The organism is Serratia sp. SSNIH1 (assembly GCF_002935055.1).
Classification (GTDB): Bacteria; Pseudomonadota; Gammaproteobacteria; order Enterobacterales; family Enterobacteriaceae; genus Serratia; species Serratia nevei.
This window is the reverse complement of the sequence record NZ_CP026383.1, coordinates 2,584,786-2,606,828: the sequence shown is the minus strand read 5'-3', so window position 1 is coordinate 2,606,828 and position 22,043 is coordinate 2,584,786. Positions and strand designations below refer to the sequence as shown.

General features: G+C 61.9%; 20 protein-coding genes. 9 read left to right on the top strand and 11 right to left on the bottom strand.

The annotated features are described in order from the left end of the window. Positions 1 to 42: 42 nt before the first annotated feature. Positions 43 to 1,272, bottom strand: coding sequence for a peptidase T (gene pepT / locus C3F38_RS12565; RefSeq protein ID WP_004941154.1), 1,230 nt, complete (start codon positions 1,270 to 1,272; stop codon positions 43 to 45). Positions 1,273 to 1,329: 57 nt separating this feature from the next. Between pepT and C3F38_RS26180 the strand changes: the two genes are divergently transcribed. From C3F38_RS26180 to potD, 5 genes are all read left to right on the top strand, one after another. After that, positions 1,330 to 1,602 carry a hypothetical protein gene (locus C3F38_RS26180; protein WP_055312280.1) on the top strand — a complete coding sequence of 91 codons (273 nt, stop codon included), beginning with the start codon at positions 1,330 to 1,332 and terminating at the stop codon, positions 1,600 to 1,602. Positions 1,603 to 1,627: 25 nt separating this feature from the next. Next, a complete protein-coding gene (gene potA, locus C3F38_RS12560) occupies positions 1,628 to 2,743 on the top strand; it encodes a spermidine/putrescine ABC transporter ATP-binding protein PotA (RefSeq protein ID WP_038877803.1) in 1,116 nt (371 codons plus the stop codon). Beyond that, positions 2,727 to 3,587: a spermidine/putrescine ABC transporter permease PotB gene (gene potB, locus C3F38_RS12555; protein WP_038877805.1), complete on the top strand. Its 861-nt coding sequence runs from the start codon at positions 2,727 to 2,729 to the stop codon at positions 3,585 to 3,587. The genes potA and potB overlap by 17 nt, the downstream gene beginning before the upstream one ends. Then, positions 3,584 to 4,366: a spermidine/putrescine ABC transporter permease PotC gene (potC, locus tag C3F38_RS12550; protein WP_038877808.1), complete on the top strand. Its 783-nt coding sequence runs from the start codon at positions 3,584 to 3,586 to the stop codon at positions 4,364 to 4,366. The genes potB and potC overlap by 4 nt, the downstream gene beginning before the upstream one ends. A gap of 228 nt (positions 4,367 to 4,594) precedes the next feature. Next, positions 4,595 to 5,638 carry a spermidine/putrescine ABC transporter substrate-binding protein PotD gene (gene potD / locus C3F38_RS12540; protein ID WP_038877809.1) on the top strand — a complete coding sequence of 348 codons (1,044 nt, stop codon included), beginning with the start codon at positions 4,595 to 4,597 and terminating at the stop codon, positions 5,636 to 5,638. 48 nt (positions 5,639 to 5,686) lie between these two features. On the opposite strand, the gene cobB is transcribed toward potD, so the two are convergent. The 6 genes from cobB to C3F38_RS12510 form a co-directional block, all read right to left on the bottom strand. Next, complete coding sequence (gene cobB / locus C3F38_RS12535; protein ID WP_015377583.1) at positions 5,687 to 6,523, bottom strand: Sir2 family NAD+-dependent deacetylase; 837 nt, start codon at positions 6,521 to 6,523, stop codon at positions 5,687 to 5,689. An 11-nt stretch (positions 6,524 to 6,534) separates the two neighbouring features. Beyond that, positions 6,535 to 7,455 carry an N-acetylglucosamine kinase gene (gene nagK, locus C3F38_RS12530; protein WP_038877813.1) on the bottom strand — a complete coding sequence of 307 codons (921 nt, stop codon included), beginning with the start codon at positions 7,453 to 7,455 and terminating at the stop codon, positions 6,535 to 6,537. 53 nt (positions 7,456 to 7,508) lie between these two features. Continuing rightward, entirely contained in the window at positions 7,509 to 8,756 is a 1,248-nt protein-coding gene (gene lolE / locus C3F38_RS12525) for a lipoprotein-releasing ABC transporter permease subunit LolE (RefSeq protein ID WP_025302503.1), read from the bottom strand. Further along, the gene (lolD, locus tag C3F38_RS12520) at positions 8,756 to 9,460 is read right to left on the bottom strand and encodes a lipoprotein-releasing ABC transporter ATP-binding protein LolD (protein WP_004941120.1); all 705 of its coding nucleotides are present in this window, start codon (positions 9,458 to 9,460) and stop codon (positions 8,756 to 8,758) included. The genes lolE and lolD overlap by 1 nt, the downstream gene beginning before the upstream one ends. After that, complete coding sequence (lolC, locus tag C3F38_RS12515) at positions 9,453 to 10,655, bottom strand: lipoprotein-releasing ABC transporter permease subunit LolC (protein WP_038877815.1); 1,203 nt, start codon at positions 10,653 to 10,655, stop codon at positions 9,453 to 9,455. The genes lolD and lolC overlap by 8 nt, the downstream gene beginning before the upstream one ends. Before the next feature lie 105 nt (positions 10,656 to 10,760). Continuing rightward, positions 10,761 to 11,402 carry a transcriptional regulator gene (locus tag C3F38_RS12510; protein WP_038877816.1) on the bottom strand — a complete coding sequence of 214 codons (642 nt, stop codon included), beginning with the start codon at positions 11,400 to 11,402 and terminating at the stop codon, positions 10,761 to 10,763. A gap of 94 nt (positions 11,403 to 11,496) precedes the next feature. Here C3F38_RS12510 and C3F38_RS12505 point away from each other — a divergent pair, with 94 nt between their 5' ends. Both C3F38_RS12505 and mfd read left to right on the top strand, forming a co-directional pair. Beyond that, entirely contained in the window at positions 11,497 to 12,480 is a 984-nt protein-coding gene (locus C3F38_RS12505; protein WP_055316624.1) for a threo-3-hydroxy-L-aspartate ammonia-lyase, read from the top strand. Between the two features lie 152 nt (positions 12,481 to 12,632). Continuing rightward, positions 12,633 to 16,106 (top strand): transcription-repair coupling factor, encoded by a 3,474-nt coding sequence (gene mfd, locus C3F38_RS12500; RefSeq protein ID WP_103791733.1) that lies wholly within the window; start codon positions 12,633 to 12,635, stop codon positions 16,104 to 16,106. 34 nt (positions 16,107 to 16,140) lie between these two features. Here mfd and C3F38_RS12495 read toward each other — a convergent pair whose 3' ends face one another. Then, positions 16,141 to 17,241, bottom strand: a complete 1,101-nt coding sequence (locus tag C3F38_RS12495; RefSeq protein ID WP_047727726.1) for a GGDEF domain-containing protein — start codon at positions 17,239 to 17,241, stop codon at positions 16,141 to 16,143. A 199-nt stretch (positions 17,242 to 17,440) separates the two neighbouring features. Between C3F38_RS12495 and C3F38_RS12490 the strand changes: the two genes are divergently transcribed. Both C3F38_RS12490 and dauA read left to right on the top strand, forming a co-directional pair. Then, positions 17,441 to 17,926 carry a heme-degrading domain-containing protein gene (locus C3F38_RS12490; protein WP_038877820.1) on the top strand — a complete coding sequence of 162 codons (486 nt, stop codon included), beginning with the start codon at positions 17,441 to 17,443 and terminating at the stop codon, positions 17,924 to 17,926. Positions 17,927 to 18,158: 232 nt separating this feature from the next. Then, the gene (dauA, locus tag C3F38_RS12485) at positions 18,159 to 19,847 is read left to right on the top strand and encodes a C4-dicarboxylic acid transporter DauA (RefSeq protein ID WP_057523707.1); all 1,689 of its coding nucleotides are present in this window, start codon (positions 18,159 to 18,161) and stop codon (positions 19,845 to 19,847) included. 47 nt (positions 19,848 to 19,894) lie between these two features. On the opposite strand, the gene kdsA is transcribed toward dauA, so the two are convergent. From kdsA to C3F38_RS12470, 3 genes are read right to left on the bottom strand one after another with little or no spacing between them, the layout of a single operon-like run. After that, complete coding sequence (gene kdsA / locus C3F38_RS12480; protein ID WP_038872048.1) at positions 19,895 to 20,749, bottom strand: 3-deoxy-8-phosphooctulonate synthase; 855 nt, start codon at positions 20,747 to 20,749, stop codon at positions 19,895 to 19,897. 58 nt (positions 20,750 to 20,807) lie between these two features. Further along, a complete protein-coding gene (gene sirB1 / locus C3F38_RS12475; RefSeq protein ID WP_038872030.1) occupies positions 20,808 to 21,617 on the bottom strand; it encodes an invasion regulator SirB1 in 810 nt (269 codons plus the stop codon). Further along, positions 21,614 to 22,015, bottom strand: a complete 402-nt coding sequence (locus C3F38_RS12470) for a SirB2 family protein (RefSeq protein WP_170310520.1) — start codon at positions 22,013 to 22,015, stop codon at positions 21,614 to 21,616. The genes sirB1 and C3F38_RS12470 overlap by 4 nt, the downstream gene beginning before the upstream one ends. Between the last annotated feature and the right edge of the window lie 28 nt (positions 22,016 to 22,043).

The following is a 22,043-nucleotide window of genomic DNA, read 5'->3' as shown; positions in this document are numbered from 1 at the left end:
CCCTGTTACGGCAAGCGATTATGCCGATCGCAAGCGTCCCGTTTACCGCGCCCGCTCGGCGGCCAGCGCCGCGATGCGCATGATCACCGCCACCGCTTGCTCCATGCCTTCCAGCGTCACGAATTCGTGCTTGCCGTGGTAGTTGTAGCCGCCGGTGAACAGGTTCGGACACGGCAGGCCGCGGAACGACAGCTGCGCGCCGTCGGTGCCGCCGCGGATCGGCTTCATCACCGGTTCGATGTCGCAGTCGCGCATCGCCTGCTGCGCCAGCGCGATCACATGCGGGTGCTCCGCCACCTGTTCGCGCATGTTGTAGTAGCTGTCTTCGATGCTCACTTCGATATAGCAATCGCGCGGCAAGCCTTTGCCGACCTCGCGGGCGATGTCCACCATCTTGCGCTTGCGCGCTTCAAACCCCTCGCGCTCGAAGTCGCGCAGGATATAGTGCATTTCGGCGCGCTCTACGCTGCCCTTGATGCTGCTGAGGTGATAAAAGCCCTGGTAGCCTTCGGTGGTCTCCGGCGCTTCGTCCGCCGGCAGCGCCTGATGAATGCGGGTGGCCAGCGACAGCGCGTTGACCATCACGCCCTTGGCGCTGCCGGGGTGCACGCTGTTGCCGAGGATTTTGATCGTCACCGAGGCGGCGTTGAAGTTCTCGCACTCCAGCTCGCCGACGCCGCCGCCGTCCACGGTGTAAGCCCATTCGGCATTGAAGGCCGCCACGTCGAACAGCTGTGCCCCCTTGCCCACCTCCTCGTCCGGGGTGAAGGCCACGCGGATGTCACCGTGCGGGATTTTGCGCGCGCGCAGGCGCACCATGGCGGTGAGGATCTCGGCGATGCCGGCCTTGTCGTCGGCGCCCAGCAGCGTTTTGCCGTCGGTGGTGATCAGGGTCTGCCCCAGCATCTGGTGCAGGATCGGGAACATCACCGGCGACAGCACTTCATCGCCGATGCCCAGCGCGATGTCGCCGCCGCGATAGTTCTCGACGATCTGCGGATTGACGTGTTTGCCGCTGAAATCCGGCGAGGTATCCAGATGGGCGATAAAACCGACCGCCGGCACCGGCCAGGCGACGTTGCCCGGCCAGGTGCCCATCACGCAGCCGTGTTCGCTGAGCGACACCCGCTCGAAGCCGAGCGCGATCATTTCCTGCTGCAACGCACGCGCCAGCTTCAACTGCCCGTCGGTGCTCGGCACATGCTTTACGTTCGCTTTGGACTGGGTGTCGAAAGAGACGTAGTTGAAAAAGCGGTCAAGTAATTTGTCCATGGTAGCGGCCCCTCAGAATATCGCGTTTCATTATGCGGAACCGATCAGGATCAAATATTGCGTCAGGTCATTTTTAACCAGAATTCGCCAATATCATTAATTTTTGTGATGATTTATGAGGGAAATAACACTGTCATCACAGGGTCATTTGTCGCTATCATGATGAAAAACGCGGCATCTGGGCCGGATCGGCTTTCAATTCCGGCATTCAGCGTCTATCATGCGCGCTCGAAAAATTTCCATTGGCGCAACTGGTTTGAGCTTCATTTGATCAGCGGGCATTCCGCAAGCTCCGGCAGTCTTTTCCAGTTGCGGTTCTATCTGCATTAGCCCACGGGATAGAGTAATACGATAAATGACTGAGACATCCTCTCTGACTCCCCTTGTTGAACTGCATGCCCTGAGCAAAGCGTTCGATGGCAAAACCATCATTGCCGATCTCGAACTGGCGATTAACCACGGCGAATTCCTCACCATTCTCGGCCCCTCCGGCTGTGGCAAAACCACGGTGCTGCGCCTGATCGCCGGTCTTGAAGACGCCGATCGGGGCCGCATCGTGCTCGACGGCCAGGACATCACCGCCATTCCGGCCGAACATCGCCACGTCAACACCGTGTTTCAGAGCTATGCCCTGTTTCCGCACATGTCGGTGTTCGACAACGTCGCCTTTGGCCTGCGCATGCAAAAGGTGCCGGTGGCGGAACTGACGCCGCGCGTCGAAGAGGCGCTGCGCATGGTGCAGCTGGATGCGTTCGCCAAGCGGCGGCCGGGCCAGCTCTCCGGCGGCCAACAGCAGCGCGTGGCCATCGCCCGCGCAGTGGTCAACAAGCCGAAGGTGTTGCTGCTGGACGAATCGCTGTCGGCGCTGGACTACAAGCTGCGCAAACAGATGCAGAACGAGCTGAAGGCGCTGCAGCGCAAGCTGGGCATCACCTTCGTATTCGTCACCCACGATCAGGAAGAAGCACTGACCATGTCGGATCGCATCGTAGTGATGCGTGAAGGCCGCATCGAGCAGGACGGCACGCCGCGTGAAATCTACGAAGAGCCGAAGAACCTGTTCGTCGCCAGCTTTATCGGCGAGATCAACATCTTCGACGCGGTGGTCTTGCAGCGCCTCGATCCGCAGCGGGTGCGCGCCAACGTCGAAGGCCGCGAGTGCGACATCTATGCCGATCTGCCGGTAGAGCCGGGCCAAAAGCTGAAGGTGCTGCTGCGCCCGGAGGATCTGCGGGTAGAAGAAGTGAACGACAGCGCGCAGCACGACGGGCTGATCGGCTACGTGCGCGAGCGCAACTACAAAGGCATGACGCTGGAGTCGGTGGTTGAGCTGGAGAGCGGTAAAACGGTGATGGTCAGCGAGTTCTTCAATGAAGACGATCCGGACGTCGACCACTCGCTCAACCAGAAGATGGCGGTGACCTGGGTTGAAAGCTGGGAGGTGGTGCTGGCCGATGAAGAAATCGCGTAAAGTCTTCCAGAATGTGGTGATCGTCGGCGTCGTCGCCTGGCTGCTGCTGTTCGTGTTCATGCCCAACCTGATGATCATCGCCACCAGCTTCCTGACCCGCGATGACGCCAACCTGGTGCAGATGGTGTTCACGCTGGACAACTACCGGCGCTTGTTCGATCCGTTGTACGCCCAGGTGCTGCTGCACTCGCTGAACATGGCGCTGGTCGCCACCCTGTGCTGCCTGGTGATTGGCTATCCGTTCGCCTTTATTCTGGCGCGGTTGCCGCAGAAGGTGCGGCCGCTGCTGCTGTTTCTGCTGATCGTGCCCTTCTGGACCAACTCGCTGATCCGCATCTACGGCCTAAAGCTGTTTCTCAGCACCCGCGGCTATCTCAACGACGCGCTGCTGTGGGTCGGCGTCATCGACAAGCCGCTGCGCATCATGTACACCTCGGAAGCGGTGATCCTCGGCCTGGTGTATATCCTGCTGCCGTTTATGGTGATGCCGCTCTACTCCAGCATCGAAAAGCTCGATAAGTCCTGCCTGGAGGCGGCGCGCGATCTCGGCGCCAGCAAGCTGCAGACCTTTATCCGCATCATCGTGCCGCTGACCATGCCGGGCATTATCGCCGGCTGCCTGCTGGTGGTGCTGCCGGCGATGGGGCTGTTCTTCGTCGCCGATCTGATGGGCGGCGCCAAGAATCTGCTGATCGGCAACGTGATTAAAAGCCAGTTCCTCAACATCCGCGACTGGCCGTTCGGCGCGGCTACCAGCATCTGCCTGACGCTGGTGATGGGGCTGTTGCTGCTGGTCTATTACCGGGCCGCCCGCCTGCTGAACAAGAAGGAGGATCTGGCATGATTGGACGTCTGCTGCGCGGCGGCTTTATGACGCTGGTATACGCCTACCTGTATATCCCGATCGTCATCCTGATCGTCAACTCCTTCAACGCCTCGCGCTTCGGCATCAGTTGGCAAGGAGCCACCACCAAGTGGTACAGCACGCTGCTGAATAACGACAGCCTGCTGCAGGCCGCCGGCCACTCGCTGACCATGGCGGTGCTCTCCGCCACCTTCGCCACGCTGATCGGCTCGCTGACCGCGGTGGCGCTGTACCGCTACCGCTTCCGCGGCAAGCCGTTCGTCGGCGGCATGCTGTTCGTGGTGATGATGTCGCCGGATATCGTGATGGCTATCTCGTTGCTGGTGCTGTTCATGCTGCTCGGCATTTCGCTCGGCTTCTGGTCGCTGCTGTTCTCGCACATCACCTTTTGCCTGCCGTTCGTGGTGGTGACCGTTTACGCGCGCCTGAAAGGGTTCGACGTGAAGATGCTGGAGGCTGCGCGCGATCTCGGCGCAAGCGAGCTCACCATTCTGCGCAAGATCATACTGCCGCTGGCGATGCCGGCGGTGGCGGCCGGCTGGCTGCTGAGCTTCACCCTGTCGATGGACGACGTGGTCGTCTCCTCCTTCGTCACCGGGCCGAGCTACGAAATCTTGCCGCTGAAGATCTATTCGATGGTGAAAGTCGGCGTCTCGCCGGAGGTCAACGCGCTGGCCACCATTTTGCTGCTGCTGTCGCTGGTGCTGGTGATCGCCAGCCAGTGGGTGATGCGCGATCGCTCGCCCAAGGCCGAGTAATCCTTACCGCCGGGCGCTGCGGCGCCCGCCTCTTTCATTCGCCGCAGTGATATGACTGCGGCCGTTTTTGATCGGCCAGGCTCGGTTAACCCGCTGATTTGCCGCTGGGATAACCGCCTTTACCCACCCCGCCCCGGCCCCTATAATGGCCCCTTTCTGGGGTATGGCGCGGTCGCCAAACGGTTTGCCCATACGGGTTCGGCTCATTACTGCTGAAGGATACGCTGCATGAAAAAGTGGTCACATCTGCTCGCAGCCGGGATGATGGCGCTGAGTTTCTGCTCTGCAAACGCCTCTGACGGCAAAACGCTGTATTTCTATAACTGGACTGAATACGTCCCGCCGGGGCTGCTGGAGCAGTTCACCAAGGAAACCGGCATCAAGGTGATCTATTCCACCTATGAATCCAACGAAAGCATGTACGCCAAGCTGAAGACCTATAAAGACGGCGCGTACGATCTGGTGGTGCCTTCCACCTACTTCATCGCCAAGATGAGCAAGGAAGGCATGCTGCAAAAAATCGACAAGAGCAAGCTCAGCCACTTCAAGGATCTTGATCCTACCCTGCTGAACAAGCCGTTCGATCCTAACAACGACTATTCCATCCCCTATATCTGGGGCGCCACCGCCATCGGCGTTAACAGTGATGCGCAGGAGCCCTCTACCGTCACGTCCTGGGCCGATCTGTGGCAGCCGCAGTACAAAGGCCGCCTGCTGCTGACCGACGACGCGCGCGAAGTGTTCCAGATGGCGCTGCTCAAGCTGGGCTATTCCGGCAACACCACCGACCCGAAAGAGATCGAAGCCGCCTACCACGAACTGCAGAAATTGATGCCGAACGTGCTGGCCTTCAACTCCGACAACCCGGGCAACCCGTTTATGGAAGGGGAAGTCAACGTCGGTATGGTGTGGAACGGTTCGGCCTTCGTGGCGCGCCAGGCCGGCACGCCGCTGGAGATCGTCTGGCCGAAGGAAGGCGGGATCTTCTGGATGGACAGCCTGGCCATTCCGGCCAATGCGCGCAACGTCGAGGGGGCGCTGAAGCTGATAGACTTCCTGCTGCGGCCGGAAATCGCGGTGCAGGTGGCGGAAACCATCGGTTATCCGACGCCGAACCTGGCGGCGAAGAAGCTGCTGTCGCCGGAGATCGCCAACGACAAATCACTCTACCCGGATAAGGCGGTGATTGAGCACGGCGAGTGGCAAAACGACGTCGGCGACGCCAGCACGCTGTACGAAAGCTACTTCCAAAAGCTGAAAGCCGGGCGCTAACACGCCCCGCCATCCCATCAGGGCGCGCAGTGCGCCCTGATGCCTTTCTCAGGGCCTGTCGGCCCGCGCCACCTTGCCCACCAGGAACTTGTGCACAAAACGCGGCACCACTTCGCTGGCAAGCCCGTAGTGTTTCTCGTCGAACTGGCTCTCCACCTGGCTCGGTTCCAGGTTCAGTTCCATGGCGTAGGCGCCGCCCAGCCGCGCCTCATGCACGAAGCCGGCCGCCGGATAGACGTGGCCGGAGGTGCCGATGGCGACGAAGAAATCGGCCTTGCTCAGCGCCTGGTAAATGTCGTCCATACCCAGCGGCATCTCGCCGAACCACACCACGTGTGGCCGCAGCGGCGCCGGGAACTGGCAGCAGTGGCAACGGTCGTCAACGCTGAGATCGCCGGGCCATTCGAACACCTGGCCCGACTGGGTGCAGCGCACCTTCAGCAATTCGCCGTGCATGTGCAGCACCCGCTTGCTGCCGGCGCGTTCATGCAGGTTATCGATGTTTTGCGTGACCAGCAGGAAGTTGTCCCCCAGCCACTCTTCCAGGTCCGCCAGCGCACGGTGCGCGGCGTTCGGGGCGATCTCTTCCGTCTGCAGCTGGCGGCGGCGTTCGTTGTAAAACGCCTGCACCAGCGCCGGATCGCGCTGAAAACCTTCCGGCGTGGCGACGTCCTCCACCCGGTGCTCTTCCCACAGCCCATCCGCGGCGCGGAAGGTGCGAATGCCCGACTCGGCCGAAATGCCGGCCCCGGTCAACACCACCACAAACGGCTTTTTCAGCTCGGCCGCCGCCATGGTGTCACGGTGAAAAATGCGTGAACGAAAGCGCTGATGCAGCACATGCTTACTCTTGCGAAACTGACACAGCCGATGGCGAGTGTGCATTAACTCTCTCCTTACTTTTCCCTGTTGACCAAATTGAGGAACGCTGCGCCGCGCACGCCGCCGGCGTCGCCATAGCGCGCCTTCTCGATGCGCGGCAGCCGGGCCACCCGCAGCAGGTGCGCCGGCAGCCGCTGCGGCAACGCCTGGTAAATGGCGTCGAAGTTCGATAGCCCGCCGCCGATCACCACCAGGTGCGGATCCAGCACCGTCAGCAGGTTGCCCAGGCAGATCGCCAGCACGTCCATAAAGCGGTCGACGTGAGCCACCGCCTGCGGCTCACCTGCCTGATAATGCGCAATGATCTCGGTGGCAGGCAAGTGCCGGCCATAGAAATGGGCGTACATCCATTCGAAACCGCGGCCCGATATGTAATTTTCAATGCAACCCTGGTGGCCGCACCCGCAGGCAACGCGAGGCACATCACGCCCCAAGACCTCGAGCGCATCCACCGGCAGGCGCAAATGGCCGAACTCGCCGGCGATATAGTTGCGCCCAGGCACCGTCTTGCCGTCGACGATCAGCCCACCGCCTACGCCGGTGCCGAGGATGATGCCCAGCACCGTCGGGTAGCGGCGAAACTCGTCGTCCCAGGCCTCCGACAGCGCAAAGCAGTTGGCGTCGTTATCGACCCGCACCTCGCGCCCGATCAGCGCCGCCAGATCGTGCGGCAGCGGTCGCCCCATCGCCGCCGGCACGTTGGCGGTAAACAGCGTGCCGTCATCGTCGTTGGGCAGGCCCGGGATGCCGATGCCGACGCTGCCGCGCCGGCCGCAAAACGCATCCGCCTCAAGGGTCAGATCGCACAGCGTGGCCAGCAGCTGCCGGTAATCTTCACGCGGCGTCGGCACCCGCTTTTGCCAAATGCGTTGCAGGTTGTCGTCGAACACCCCCAGCTCAATCTTGGTGCCGCCCATATCGAAACCGTAGTACATAACCCATCCCCAGGCTAAAAAAACGGGGCGGCATCGCTGCCTCCCCGTGGGTTTTATTGTCCGCTCAGCACCCGCGCCGGATCGATGCGGCTGGCTCGCCTGGCCGGATACCAACTGGCCAACAGGCTCAGCACGATGGCGGTTGCCAGCACGATCAGCACGTCCAGCCAGTGCAGCTCGGAAGGCAGGAAGTCGATGAAGTAGATATCACCCGACAGGAAGGAGTGGCCGACCAGTTTCTCGATGCCCCGGATGATGTTGGTCAGCTGCAGCGAGGCGATTACCCCAATCACTACACCGCTCAGGCTGCCCAGCAGCCCGGCCAGCAGCCCGTACCAGATGAAGATGGCGCGGATAAAGCCGTCTTTGGCGCCCAGGGTACGCAGCACCGCGATGTCGGCGCTTTTGTCTTTCACCGCCATTACCAGCGTGGACACGATGTTGAAGCAGGCCACGCCGATCACCAGCACCATCGCCAGGTACATAATGGCGCGGATCATCTGGATATCGCGATACATGTAGCCGTACTTGCCGATCCAGCTTTTGATGTAGATATAAGAATTGGTCACTTCGCCGGCGTCGCGCACCAGTTTATTGGCGGCGAACACGTCGTTCATCTTGAGGGCGATACCCGTGACGCTGTCACCCATATCGAGATACTGCTGCGCATCGGCCAGCGGCACCAGCGCCAAGCTGTGATCGAGCTGGCCGCTGAGCTGCAAAATGCCGGTCACGTGCAGACGGATGCGCTTCGGCTGCAGCAGCTTCATTTCCGGGTCGCTGTTGGGGATCATCACCGTCACATAGGCGCCCTGCTTGACGCCCAACGCGTCGGCCACGCCCTTGCCGAGGATCACCTGCTGTTCGCCGGGCTTGAAGTTGGCCCAGGCGTCGCCCTGCACATACTGCGGCAGCGCGCTCAGCCGGCTCTCCTGCTGCGGATCAACGCCTTTGACTTCCACCGCGCGCAGCTGCGCGCCGTTCTCCATCAGGCCGGTAAAGTTGATGTACGGCGCGGCGGCCACAATACCCGGCACCTTTTCCACCCGCTGCAGAATCGACGGCCAGCCGCTGAACGGCTGATTGACCGGCTCGAGTTCGCCGTGCGGCACCACCGCCAGAATGCGGTTCTTCAGCTCGCGCTCAAAGCCGTTCATCGCGCTCAGGCCGACGATCAGCACCGCCACCCCCAGCGCAATGCCGATGGTGGAGATGACCGAGATCAGCGACACCATGCCGCCGCGTTTACGGCCGCGGCTGAAACGCAGGGCCGTCAGGAAGGACAGTGAGGCTCCCGCCATTACTCGGCCCCCATCAGGGTCAGCTGCGCCTGCAGGTGTCCGTCGGCCATTTCCAGCTGGCGGCTCAGGCGCTTGGCCAGCTGCAGATCGTGCGTCACCACCAGAAAAGCGGTGCCCTGACGCACGTTCAGCTCGCCCAGCAGATCGAAGATGCTGTCCGCGGTGCGTTTGTCCAGGTTACCGGTCGGTTCGTCCGCCAGCACCAGCGCCGGGTTGTTAACCAGCGCGCGCGCGATTGCCACGCGCTGACGCTCGCCGCCGGAGAGCTCGGACGGGCGGTGCTTGCTGCGTTTTTCCAGCCCGACCGCCGCCAGCATCTCCCGCGCCTTCTCCTGCGCCTGCGCCGGCTTGGCGCCGCCGATCAGCAGCGGCATGGCGGCGTTTTCCAGCGCGGTGAAGTCCGGCAGCAGATGGTGAAACTGATAGATGAAGCCCAGCTGGCGGTTGCGCAGCTCGGCCTTGGCCGCCGAAGACATGGCGTTCAGCGATTCGCCCTTGAAGATCACCTCGCCGGAGGTCGGTGAGTCCAACCCGCCCAGCAGGTGCAACAGGGTACTCTTGCCGGAACCCGAGCTGCCGACGATCGCCATCATCTCGCCCTGCTGCATGGCAAAGCTGACATTGCGCAGCACGTCGGTGTGCAGATTGCCTTCCTGATAGGTCTTGCACAGGTTGTCACACTGCAGCAAAAGATGGTTACTCATAACGTAAAGCCTCAGCGGGTTGTACGGCGGCAGCGCGCCATGAAGGATAAAGCGTGGACAACAAGGAAACCGCCATCGCCACCACGGCGATGATCGTTACCTGCAGCGGATCGACCGCCACCGGCAGCGAAGCGCCGTCGATCAGGGCGCCGAGGATCGGCATCAGGTTATTCAGGTTGGTGGCCAGCAGCACGCCGAGCAGCGTGCCGAGCAGCGAACCGATGATGCCGGCGCTGGCGCCTTGCACCATAAACACCGACATGATCTGGCGGCGAGTCAGCCCCTGGGTCTGCAGAATGGCGACCTCGCCCTGCTTTTCCATCACCAGCAGGCCGAGCGACGTAATGATGTTAAACGCCGCCACCGCCACGATCAGGCTGAGCAGCAGCCCCATCATGTTTTTCTCCATACGCACCGCCTGGAACAGCTCGCCCTTGCGATCGCGCCAGTCTTTCCAGACCGTGCCCGCCGGCAGCGCCTGTTGGCTGAGGGTATCGACCGCCAGCGGCTGCTGCAGGAACAAGCGCCAGCCGGTGATGTTGCCCGCCGGGTAGCGCATCAGGCGCGAAGCATCCTGTTGGTTGACCAGCAGCTGATAGCCGTCCACCTCGCTGTTGGCGTGGAAGGTGCCGATAAGGGTGAACAGGCGCTGGCTGGGAATCCGGCCCATCGGTGTGAACTGGCTGGCGCTCGGCACCATCACGCGCAGCGAATCGCCGCGCTTGACGCCGAGTTGCCCCGCCAGCTGTTCGCCGATGATGATGTTGTATTGGCCCGGCTGCAGCTGTTGCTGCTTGACGTTGACCAGATACGGGGTCAGCGGATCGGCTTCGTCGGGATTGACGCCGAGCATCACCCCGACCGCCACGCTGCGGGCGCTTTGCAGCACCACGTCACCGGTGGTCAGCGGTGCGACGCGCGTGACGCCCTGCAGCTTCTGCACCTCGGAGGCCGGCAGCTGCTGCGGGTTGACCGATCCTTGCGGACTGGTGACCAACGCCTGCGGCATCAGGCCGAGGATGTTGTTCTCCAGATCCTTCTCGAAACCGTTCATCACCGACAGCACGGTGACCAACGCCATCACCCCCAGCGTAATGCCGATGGTGGAAAGCCAGGAAACAAACCGCCCGAAGCGGTCTGAGGCTCGCCCGCGCATGTAGCGCAGGCCAATGAATAACGCGACAGGTTGATACATGAAATCCGTTTGATAGCCGTGGCTTAAGCAAAGTGATCATGGATAATAAAGGCTCTCCCTCGTTTAGGGAACACCCGGCGGCCTTTTATTGCGCCGGGCGGCCCCTCATCCGGCGTCTCGCTTGAGCAGGTTATAGACCGACACCCGCGAGATGCCGAGCGCTTCGGCCACCATGGTGGCCGCGCCGCGCAGTTGCAAATACCCTTGCTGCTTCAGCTGTTGCACCACCTGAAACCGCTGTTCGGAAGACAAAGCGCGCGGCTGGGTGGCATGCGACGCGGCGAACGCGTTGATCGCCGCGGCGATGTCCGACAGCGAGCGTGCACTCTCCGCCGCCTGCGGCGCGGCGCTTTGCACCACCGCCGTCAGCTGCTGCAGGATAGCGGTGACGCTGTTGAAGATAGACACATCCAGATTGAGGCAAATCGCCGCCACAAAGCGGCCCTGGCTATTGCGCAGGCCGATCGAGGTGCTCTTGGCCGGGCGCCCGTCCGGAAACACGCTGGCGTAGTTCTGCACCACGTCAGGAAACTCCGGCGACGCGATGCGCTCCAGCCCCATTTCCGTCGCGGCGTCGCCGATGCGGCGGTTGGACAGATTGTTGGCGATGGCGACAATGGCGCGATCGGGCTGGGTCAGATCGTGCAGCACCACTTCGCAACCGGGCGCAAACATCACGCCCAACGCCTGAACAATTTTTTCCGCTTCGCGCAGCAACAGCGCATTTTCCTGCCTGAGATCGCTCATTGAGTTAACCATTTGACAATAACTTTACAAAGAGTAAATTAAAAAACCACACCAAGCAATGCATCGTCCCCATCCTTACCTGTGCGAGGTCGCCATGAGTTCAGTCCCACGCTGCATCACCGCCGCCGATATTGCCACCGCCGCCGACGTTATCGCCGGGCATGCCCTGCGCACGCCGGTCATGACTTCGCGCCAGGCCGACCAGATCGCCGGCGCGCAGCTGTTCTTCAAGTGCGAGAATTTTCAGCGCATCGGCGCCTTCAAATTTCGCGGCGCCTATAACGCCATCGCGCAACTCAGCGCAGAGCAGCGTCGGGCCGGGGTAATCGCCTTTTCATCCGGCAACCACGCACAGGCGATGGCGCTGGCGGCGCGCGAATTGGGCGTTAGCGCCACCATCGTAATGCCCCACGACGCCCCTGCGGCCAAGCTGGCGGCGACGCGCGGCTACGGCGCCAACGTGGTCATCTATCAGCGCCACAGCGAAGATCGTGAAGAAATCACCCGACGCCTGGCCACAGAGCGGGGCCTGACGCTGGTGCCACCGTACGATTATCCGCAGGTGATCGCCGGCCAGGGCACCGCCGCCAAGGAGCTGTTTGAAGAGACCGGGCCATTGGATCTGCTGTTGGTGTGCACCGGCGGCGGCGGCCTGCTGGCCGGCAGCGCGGTGGCGGCGCATCACTGGTCGCCGGGCTGTCGCGTGTTCGGCGTCGAGCCCGAAGCCGGCAACGACGTTCAGCAAGCCTTTCAGCGCGGTGAACCGGTGCACATCCCGGTGCCGAAAACCATTGCCGACGGCGCGCAGACCCAACAGGTCGGGCGGCTGACCTTCCCGATCATTCAAGAATATGTCGAAGGCATTCTGACGGTCAGCGACGCCCAGCTGTGTCGGCAAATGAGCTTCTTTATGGAGCGGATGAAAATGGTGGTTGAGCCGACCGGCTGCCTGGCGGCCGCGGCGGCGATGAACGGCCTGCTCGATCTGCGCGGTAAAAAGGTCGGCGTTATCGTCAGCGGCGGCAACCTTGACGTCGACAAGATTGCGCACTATCTCACCCTGGCCGGCGAAAATTAACGCGGCGTATCGGTTAAATAACAGGCGGAACATCAGGGTAGAGCGCTTTTTGCTGTGTCAGTTTGGCGGCCGCTGGGCTACTATAAACAGCATAAAGGCGCTGGGTTATCCGTGCCGGAACGCCCTCTAACACATTGATTAAAGATACCTGAATGAGCACTTCCGATAGCCGTAACCGTTCCTCATCCCCCCGTTATTCTCTGCCCGATCGCGCGGGCGATCTGCGCCAGCTGGGGCAACTGACCGGCGCGGCCTGCGCCGTGGAGTGCGCCGAGATCGTCGAACGCCACCCAGGCCCGGTGATGCTGATCGCGCCGGACATGCAAAACGCCCTGCGGCTGCGCGACGAGATCCAGCAGTTCACCGACCAGATGGTGACCACGCTGTCCGACTGGGAAACCTTGCCGTACGACAGCTTCTCGCCGCATCAGGAAATCATCTCGGATCGTTTGTCGAGCCTGTATCACCTGCCGACCATGGCGCGCGGCGTGATCATTCTGCCGGTCAACACCCTGATGCAGCGCGTCTGCCCGCACGAGTTCCTGCACGGCCACGCGCTGGTGATGAAGAAAGGCCAGCGCCTGTCGCGCGACAAGCTGCGCGCGCAGCTGGAACAGGCCGGTTACCGCAGCGTCGATCAGGTGATGGAGCACGGCGAATTCGCCACCCGCGGCGCGTTGCTCGATCTTTACCCGATGGGCAGCGATGAGCCTTACCGCATCGACTTTTTCGATGACGAAATCGACAGCCTGCGCATCTTCGACGTCGATACCCAGCGCACGCTGAGCGAAGTCGAGGCCATCAATCTGTTGCCGGCCCACGAGTTCCCCACCGACAAAAACGCCATCGAGCTGTTCCGCAGCCAGTGGCGCGAGCAGTTTGAGGTGCGCCGCGACGCCGAGCACATCTATCAGCAGGTCAGCAAAAGCGCCTGGCCGGCCGGCATCGAATACTGGCAGCCGCTGTTCTTCAGCCAGCCGCTGCCGTCGCTGTTCAGCTATCTGCCGGCCAATACGCTGATCGTCAACACCGGCGATCTGGAGGGCGCCGCCGAGCGCTTCTGGCAGGACGTCAACCAGCGTTACGAAAGCCGCCGCGTCGATCCGATGCGCCCGCTGCTGGCACCCGATACGCTGTGGCTGCGCGTCGACGCGCTGTTCGGCGAGCTGAAGGCCTGGCCGCGCATCGCGCTGAAAACCGATAAGCTGCCGCCCAAGGCCGGCAATACCAATCTGGACTACCATGCCCTGCCCGATCTGGCGGTGCAAGCGCAGCATAAATCCCCGCTGGATAACCTGCGGCGCTTTATCGAAGGCTTCGACGGCAGCGTGATTTTCTCCGTCGAGAGCGAGGGGCGGCGTGAAACGCTGCAGGATCTGCTCGGCCGCATCAAGCTGGCGCCGGCGCTGATTCAGCGCCTCGATCAGGCGGAAACGGCGGGCCGTTACATGATGGTCGGCGCCGCCGAACACGGCTTCCTCGACGGCCTGCGCCAGCGGGCGCTGATCTGCGAAAGCGATCTGCTCGGCGAGCGCGTCAGCCGCCGCCGGCAGGATAACCGGCGCACCATCAATACCGATACTCTGATCCGCAACCTGGCGGAGCTCCATCCCGGCCAGCCGGTGGTGCATCTGGAGCACGGCGTCGGCCGCTACGTCGGCCTGACCACGCTGGAGGCCGGCGGCATCAAGGCCGAGTACCTGATCCTCTCCTACGCCGGTGAGGACAAGCTGTACGTGCCGGTTTCTTCGCTGCATCTGATCAGCCGTTATGCCGGCGGCGCGGACGAAAACGCCCCGCTGCACAAACTGGGCGGCGACGCCTGGACGCGCGCGCGGCAGAAAGCGGCCGAGCGCGTGCGCGACGTAGCGGCGGAGCTGCTGGATATCTACGCCCAGCGCGCCGCCAAGGCCGGTTTCGCCTTCAAACACAACCGCGAACAGTACCAGCTGTTCTGCCAGAGCTTCCCGTTCGAAACCACGCCGGATCAGGAACAGGCGATCAACGCGGTGCTGAGCGACATGTGCCAGCCGTTGGCGATGGACCGCCTGGTGTGCGGCGACGTCGGCTTCGGCAAAACCGAAGTGGCGATGCGCGCCGCCTTCCTGGCGGTGGAAAACGGCAAGCAGGTGGCGGTGCTGGTGCCGACCACCCTGCTGGCACAGCAGCACTTCGACAACTTCCGCGATCGCTTCGCCACCTGGCCGATCCGCATCGAAATGATGTCGCGCTTCCGCAGCGCCAAAGAGCAGCAGCAGGTGCTGGATGACGCGGCCGAAGGCAAGGTAGACATCATCATCGGCACCCACAAGCTGCTGCAGAGCGATCTGCGCTGGAAAGACCTGGGGCTGCTGATCGTCGATGAAGAACACCGCTTTGGCGTGCGCCATAAAGAACGCATCAAGGCGATGCGCGCCGACGTCGATATCCTGACGCTGACCGCCACGCCGATCCCGCGTACCCTGAACATGGCGATGAGCGGCATGCGCGATCTGTCGATCATCGCCACCCCGCCGGCGCGCCGGCTGGCGGTGAAGACCTTCGTGCGCGAATATGACAGCCTGGTGGTGCGCGAGGCGATCCTGCGCGAAGTGCTGCGCGGCGGCCAGGTTTACTACCTCTACAACGACGTGGAAAACATCGAGAAAGCGGCGCAGCGCCTGGCGGAACTGGTGCCGGAAGCGCGCATCGCCATCGGCCACGGCCAGATGCGCGAACGCGATCTGGAACGGGTGATGAACGATTTCCACCACCAGCGCTTCAACGTGCTGGTGTGTACCACCATCATCGAGACCGGCATCGATATCCCCAGCGCCAACACCATCATCATCGAGCGGGCCGATCGCTTCGGCCTGGCGCAGCTGCACCAGCTGCGCGGTCGCGTCGGGCGTTCGCACCACCAGGCTTACGCCTATCTGCTGACGCCGAACCCGAAAGCCATGGGCACCGACGCCCATAAACGGCTCGAAGCCATCGCATCGCTGGAAGATCTCGGCGCCGGTTTCGCGCTGGCGACCCACGATCTCGAGATCCGCGGCGCCGGTGAACTGCTGGGCGAAGACCAGAGCGGCCAGATGACCACCGTCGGTTTCTCGCTCTACATGGAGCTGTTGGAAAGCGCCGTCGATGCGTTGAAAAACGGCCGCGAACCGTCGCTGGAAGATCTCACCAGCAGCCAGACCGAGGTGGAACTGCGCATGCCGGCGCTGCTGCCGGAAGATTTCATTCCCGACGTCAATACCCGTCTTTCGCTGTACAAGCGTATCGCCAGCGCGAAGCGCGACGGCGAGCTGGATGAGCTGAAAGTCGAGCTGATCGACCGCTTCGGCCAGTTGCCGGACGCGGCGCGCAACCTGTTGCAGTGCGCGGCGCTGCGCCTGCATGCGCAGAAGCTGGGCATCAAACGCATCGAGAACAACGAGCGCGGCGGCTTTATCGAGTTCGGCGACAACAACCGCGTCGATCCCGGTTATCTGATCGGCCTGCTACAGGGCAATCCGCAGGTTTACCGCCTGGACGGCCCGAGCAAGCTGAAGTTCACGCTCGATTTGGCCGATCGCCAGAAACGCCTGACGTTCACCGAAGAGTTGCTGGACGCCTTCCGCGAACACACGCTGGCGGCCTGAGCCAACGCCTTCCGCCGGCACGGCGGGAGGCGGCTTACTCGCGCGGGAAACCGGCGCCCAGCGGCGCCAGCTGCATCACGCGGCTGGTCACCACCCGATTTTTACCGCTGCGCTTCGCCTCATATAACGCTTCGTCGGTCATGGCGATTGCCTTGTCCAGCGTCATGCCGGGCAGATACAGCGACACGCCGATCGACAGCGTGATGTGCGCTTCATCGTGGGCATTCAGCAAAAACGTCGAGCTCTCCACCGCACTGCGAATGCGCTCCGCCACCCCACCGATAACCAGCGGATCGTAGCTGGCGGTGATCACCATAAATTCCTCGCCGCCGTAACGCCCGACGAAGTCCTCGTTGCGCACGCTGTTTTGCAGCAGCCGGCCGACGCTGGCCAGCAGCACGTCGCCGGCCGGGTGGCCGTAGGTATCATTGATCTTTTTGAAGTCATCCAAATCGAGGATCATCAGCCCGCACGGGCGGCGTTCGGCGCGCTGCAGCATCAGGTGGTAATCGACGCTGGCGCGGTTGTTGATATGGGTCAGGCTGTCGGTCGTGGCGCGGGCGCGCATCGCGAAATAGGCGTAGATGTGGCGCTCTTTGAAATTCAGCGCATGGTAGCAAATCGCCAGGCAGAGCGCGGAAACCGCCTGGTACAGCAACACGTCCAGCCACAGCCCGCTCATGTCCACCAGCAGCCACACCACCGCGATGCGATACATCGCGATGGCGCCGATCGTCAGGTAAAACACCCAGTGGGATTTCTTCAGCCACACGCGCGACAGCAGCAGCGGCACCAGGATTGAGGCGATAAACAGGTTATCGACGGTGAAACCGCCGGTCAGCGCCATGGCGAACAAAAAGCTCACCAGCCCGCTGATGCCGCCGCCGAAAAAAGTCACCAGGATCATCGGAATCATCGCAAAGCTGTAGTGCACCTTATCGCTCAGCTCCAGCCGGTCCTGGCTTAAATACAGCACCGCCACCCCGGCCAACAGGCCGAATACGACGCGCTTCCACAGCGCAGAGCGAGAGGAGAACGGCGCATTTTTACTGAGAACGAAATAGCTTACCGACAGCGTGGCGTAGGTGATGCAGGCGTCGCTGTAAATGGCGGGAATGGACGCAATGTAGGTCATAAATAGTCAGCGGCTCCTCGGGATCGCCAGGGGTTGATATGCAGACGTTGAATAACGCATCCCTGTCGTCTCCGCTTCGGCGGCGGCTATTTTACACAGTCTATTAATAGAGTAGCAGTTCTATCTTATCGCCAAGCCGTCTATCTCACGATGCGCGCTTCAGGCTACTCTGTGCTTTGTGTTATCGGGGGAGAACCGTATGAATATCGACGATGAACTGCAGGCGCTCAGCGAACAGGAAGCGACGCTGGCCTTTACCCATTTTGACGCCGCCACCGCCTGGGAGCTGGGCGCGGCGCTGAAAACCGCCGCCGAGCGGCGCGGCCTGAGCATCGCCATCGAGATCCAACTGGCCGGGCAAACGCTGTTTTATTACGCCATGCCGGGCGCCACGCCGGACATCGCCGACTGGGTGCGGCGCAAGCGCAATCTGGTGAATCATTTTCACAAAAGCTCTTACGCCATCGGCCTGCGCCTGCAGCAGCGGCAAACGTCGCTGGAGGAGCGCTACGGGCTGAGCGTACGCGACTATTCGGTGCACGGCGGCGCCTTCCCGCTCACCCTGGCCGGCCTCGGCTGCGTCGGCAGCATCAGCATTTCCGGCGCGCCGCAGAAGGAAGATCACCAGCTGCTGGTAAGCACTTTAGCCCACTTTCTCGGCTTATCCCTACCCGCGCTCCACTAGCCGTTAAAACCTTGATTATTCCTTTTCTTTTCAGCCGCAGAATCTGCGGCTGACTTATCTGTTATCGGCATTTAGCGCCAAACAAAAGGGCGACTCTCTGATTTCCTGCGCCAAATTGACACAGGTCTGGTAATCCTCTGAACAAAGGGCGTATGGTATCTGTCACGTGACAAGACGGACCTCATCGGGCCCGCCATTCCTTTCACTTTTGAAGATTTGGTACGCACCGTAGATGAAAACGCATGAAATAAACAAAATTCGCCCCTTCAGCGCGCTGATAGACGCCTGCTGGCGGGAACCTTATAGCCTGACGCGGTTGCTGAAAGACGCTATCGCCGGGGTGACGGTCGGTATTATCGCCATCCCGCTGGCGATGGCGCTGGCGATCGCCAGCGGCGTGCCGCCGCAGTACGGCCTGTATACCGCCGCCATCGCCGGGATCGTCATCGCCGTCAGCGGCGGTTCGCGCTACAGCGTCTCCGGCCCCACCGCCGCCTTCGTGGTGATCCTGTATCCGGTTTCGCAGCAGTTCGGATTGGCCGGCCTGCTGGTCGCCACGCTGATCTCCGGGGTGTTTCTGCTGCTGATGGGGCTGGCGCGCTTTGGCCGGCTGATCGAGTACATTCCGCTGCCGGTGACGCTCGGCTTTACCTCCGGTATCGCCATCACCATCGCCACCATGCAGATCAAGGACTTCTTCGGCCTGCAGCTGGCGCACACGCCGGAAAATTACGTCGGCAAGCTGTACGCCCTGCTGCAGGCGCTGCCAACGCTGGATTTCGGCGATACCCTGATCGGCGCGGTGACGCTCCTGATCCTGATCTTCTGGCCCAAGCTCGGCCTACGGGTGCCTGGCCACCTGCCGGCGCTGCTGGCGGGCACCGCGCTAATGGGTCTGCTGGCGCTGTTTGACCACCCGGTGGCAACCATCGGCTCGCGCTTCAGCTACCTGCTGGCCGACGGCAGCAGCGGCCAGGGCATCCCGCCGATCCTACCGCAGTTGCTGCTGCCCTGGGATCTACCGGGCGGCGGCGGGCAGCCGTTCACCCTGAGCTGGCAAACCGTTTCCGCCCTGCTGCCGGCGGCGTTTTCGATGGCGATGCTCGGCGCGATCGAATCGCTGCTGTGCGCAGTGGTACTCGACGGCATGACCGGCAAGAAACACAACTCGAACAGCGAGCTGATCGGCCAGGGTGCGGGCAACATCATCGCGCCGTTCTTCGGCGGCATTACCGCCACCGCCGCGATTGCCCGTTCGGCCGCCAACGTGCGCGCCGGCGCCACCTCGCCGGTGTCCGCCATCATCCACGCGCTGCTGGTGCTGTTGGCGCTGCTGGTATTGGCGCCGTGGCTCTCTTACCTGCCGCTGGCGGCGATGGCGGCGCTGCTGCTGATGGTCGCCTGGAACATGAGCGAGGCGCACAAGGTAATTTATCTGCTGCGCCGGGCACCGAAGGACGACATTCTGGTGCTGCTGCTGTGCATGTCGCTGACGGTGCTGTTCGATATGGTGATCGCCATTACCGTGGGCATCGTGCTGGCGTCGCTGCTGTTTATGCGCCGCATCGCCCGCATGACGCGGCTGAGCGAGCTGAGCGCCGGCGACGGCCGCCTGGTACTGCGGGTGAACGGCCCGCTGTTCTTCGCCGCCGCCGAGCGCATCTTTAGCGAACTGCTGGCGCGCAGCGAAGGCTACCGCACGATCGTGCTGCAATGGGATGCGGTGCCGGTGCTCGATGCCGGCGGCCTGAGCGCCCTGCGGCGCTTTATCGACGTGCTGCCTGCGGACAAAAAGCTGGTGATCACCGACGTGCCGTTCCAGCCGCTGAAAACCCTGGCGCGCGCGCGGGTGCAGCCGATCGAGGGCCGCTTGCAGTTCTACCCGACGCTGCCGGAAGCGCTGGCGGCCACCGGCGCCTAAACGTAAAAAAGCCCGACAAGTCGGGCTTTTTTTATGGCGACGAGCGCTTAGTTGCTGGTATCCAGCTCCGGGAAGCTCTTCACCAGGTCGTCGATGGCTTTCATCTGCGCCAGGAACGGCTCCAGCTTGTCCAACGGCAGCGCGGACGGGCCGTCGCACTTGGCGTTTTTCGGATCCGGGTGCGCTTCGAGGAACAGGCCGGCCAGGCCAACCGCCATACCGGCGCGCGCCAGCTCGGCCACCTGAGCGCGGCGGCCGCCGGACGCGGCGCCGAACGGATCGCGGGTCTGCAGCGCGTGGGTCACGTCGAAGATCACCGGATGGCCGCCGGTCACGTTTTTCATCACGTTGATGCCCAGCATGTCGACCACCAGGTTGTCATAGCCAAAGTTGCTGCCGCGATCGCACAGGATCACCTGGTCGTTGCCGCCTTCTTTGAACTTGTCGACGATGTTGCCCATCTGCCCCGGGCTGACGAACTGCGGCTTCTTGACGTTGATCACCGCGCCGGTTTTCGCCATCGCTTCCACCAGATCGGTCTGACGCGCCAGGAAGGCCGGCAGCTGGATCACGTCAACCACTTCGGAAACCGGCTGCGCCTGCGCCGCTTCATGCACGTCGGTGATGATTTTCACGCCGAAGGTTTTTTTCAGCTCTTCGAAGATCTTCATCCCTTCTTCCAGGCCCGGACCGCGGTACGAGTGGATGGAGGAACGGTTGGCCTTGTCGAAAGAGGCTTTGAATACGTAAGGGATGCCCAGTTTTTGCGTCACGGTGACGTAGTGTTCGCAGATGCTCATCGCCAGATCGCGCGATTCCAGCACGTTCATACCGCCAAACAGCACAAACGGCAGATCGTTTGCTACGTCGATATCGCCAATGCTAACCACTTTCTGTTTCATGCTTTCGCCTTTGTTAAGGTTGTAACCGTCGCCTTGCAAACTGCACGGAGTCATTGAATTAATGCAGCGTCACCTGTTTCGGCTCAATCGAATGGATCTGTACTTTGATCACTTCGCTGACCGGGTCTTCAGGACACTGCTCGACAAAATAGTTGAGGTCGGAAATCGCGATATGGTTGCACTCCAGCTGGGCGTAAATCAGCCCGCGGTCGCGGATCTCGTACGGGTCTTCCGGATCGAAGCACAGCACCGTTTCGCTGGTGCGCAGCGCCATTTCCAGCTGCTTTTCTTCCATCAGGGCGGCCTTCAGCGTATCGAGCATCTTGCGCACCACCATGATGTTCTCCGACTCGTCGAGATCGTCGTCTTCCAGCTCGGCGCCCAGCCCCAGGTTGCCCTTGATCCACACTTCCAGCTGGTGCTCGCTCAGGGTTTCGCCGTTCAGCGGGTTGATCAGCCACAGCTCTTCGTCCAGCCAGTCGGCGCGCAGGATCAGCTGAGTGGGGAAAATCACCGGCAGCAGCGGCAGATCCAGCGCGTTGGCAATATGCAGGAAGATAGTGCCCAGCGAGACCGGCGTCCCCTGCCGCGCTTCCAGCACCTTGTCCAGCCAGATGGCGTCCGACAGGCGGTACACGCCGCTGGCGCCGCCGAATCCCCAGGTCTTGTAAAACAGTTCGATGAGCGCATCCAGTTGCTGCTCCTGAGTGATATCGACCGGCACCGCCGCGCGCGCTTCGTCCACCAGCTGTTGCAGCTTGCGCTCCACGTCAGCAACCGGGAAATCGCGCCGCACCGACTGCGACACCAGGATCACCCCTTCGCTCAGCGGCGAGGCGTTAAATTCAAAATCAGCAATGCTACTCATAGGTATCCCATCAAAAACGGTATTTTCGTCGTGGCAAGTTTAATTATCAGGTACAGGCAGCCCAACGCCAGCACGAACGCCACGGTTCGCAGCCGCTGACTTTTGGTCTTCTTGCCCAATGCGACGTAGCCAAGCAGGATATAGATAATAACGCCAAACAGCTTCTCGGTCAGCCATGAGTCCATACCCAGCAGCGGATAAAACCCGAACATCACCACCAGCGCGATGCCGCTGACGAACAACAGCGTGTCGTTCAGGTGCGGCGCTACCTTGACCCAGCGGCGGCCCATGATCGGCGAGCGGCGCCATTGCCAAAAAAAACGCAGCACAAACAAGGTAATACTGATGGCGACCGTCAGCAAATGGAAATGTTTCAACGCGGTGTATGCAGTCATGATGCTCCCTTAAATGGCTCGGGCGTCGTTA